The sequence below is a fragment of the Bacillus sp. AP50 genome (assembly GCF_040492675.1).
GTDB lineage: Bacteria > Bacillota > Bacilli > Bacillales > Bacillaceae_G > Bacillus_A > Bacillus_A cereus.
This window is the reverse complement of the sequence record NZ_JBEUTW010000787.1, coordinates 1-1,177: the sequence shown is the minus strand read 5'-3', so window position 1 is coordinate 1,177 and position 1,177 is coordinate 1. Positions and strand designations below refer to the sequence as shown.

The following is a 1,177-nucleotide window of genomic DNA, read 5'->3' as shown; positions in this document are numbered from 1 at the left end:
TCCCTTCCTGTATTTCCCTTTCGTTACAAGCATTATACAGCTTTATGCAAAAAAATTCGACTACCGAATTTTATCTATCTGAACTTCTACTACACTTAATATATAATGAAAACTTATTGTGTAGATTTACAAACTCAATATAGATACGCTTGAAACATGTAAATCAATTAACATTTAATTCACATTTTTTCTGTAGTAACGATAACAAAGCCGTTCAATAAGAAACATGAAACATCATCTAAAAACTATTCAAATACCCCTTATAAACAGAAGTTACTATTTATAAGGGGTATTTACTCAATTTAATTTTATAAAAATTGGATGGAAACAATGCAAGTTCTCACTTATTTAGAATAAGTGAAAAGATGATGTTTTATTTGTTCAATAAAATAATGATGGTGTATATTATCGTTAGATACTCGACTTGCCATAATAGCCCCCTCCATTGAAGAGGCAAGAAAGGAAGCGAGTGATATAACCTCTATATCTTCTTTAAATTCTTGTTTCTCTATTCCTTCTTTTATGAGAGAAGCCATTAACATTACTGTATCATCATAACCTTTTGCTGCTGCTTTTTGTAATTCTGGAAATACTCCAGTACTTTCAATGGCACTATTAAGTAATGGACAGCCTCCAGCAATAGGAGGATTATTAGCTGCATCTTGATATACAAGGAAAATTGCAAGGATTTTATCAATTGCTGTCTTTTTATTTTCCATTGCTTTATGAAAATGACTCCACATAATCTCACCACTTTTGTCGTAGGCAGCAAGGACAATTTCTTCTTTACTTTTGAATCTACGATAAATAGATCCTTTAGGTAGTTCAGTAGCTGTCATTATATCCTGGATGGATGTACGAGTTATCCCATTAGTATTAAATAAATATAAAGATGTTTCAATAATTTTTTCTTTAACCTTATCAACTTTAGTCATGCTTTGTAATCCTCCTAATGAAAACGATCCTAATATTCTAGGTAATGTTTACCCTCTATTTTCTTAATTTTTTTGTAAGTATAAATAAGTTTGGAACAGAAATATCTTATCAATCCCTATCTTATGGAAACCTCAAACAATACAGTTTGAAAAGAAGTTAATCAAATTGTATTACCTACATAAATGAAGTGAATTTTCCGTCAAAACAACATGACCAATTGTTTAATTCAGTCATATTATAC

General features: G+C 30.0%; 1 protein-coding gene. It reads right to left on the bottom strand.

Features of this window, described 5'->3' with window-relative positions; all coding sequences use genetic code 11:
* Nucleotides 1-344 precede the first annotated feature (344 nt).
* Nucleotides 345-935 (bottom strand): TetR/AcrR family transcriptional regulator, encoded by a 591-nt coding sequence (locus tag ABWK52_RS29500; RefSeq protein ID WP_000169648.1) that lies wholly within the window; start codon nt 933-935, stop codon nt 345-347.
* Nucleotides 936-1,177: the final 242 nt, after the last annotated feature.

Bases quoted from the DNA above. Each gene is read 5' to 3' on its own strand.
- ABWK52_RS29500 (WP_000169648.1), bottom strand. From the start codon at position 935: ATGACTAAAGTTGATAAGGTTAAAGAAAAAATTATTGAAACATCTTTA.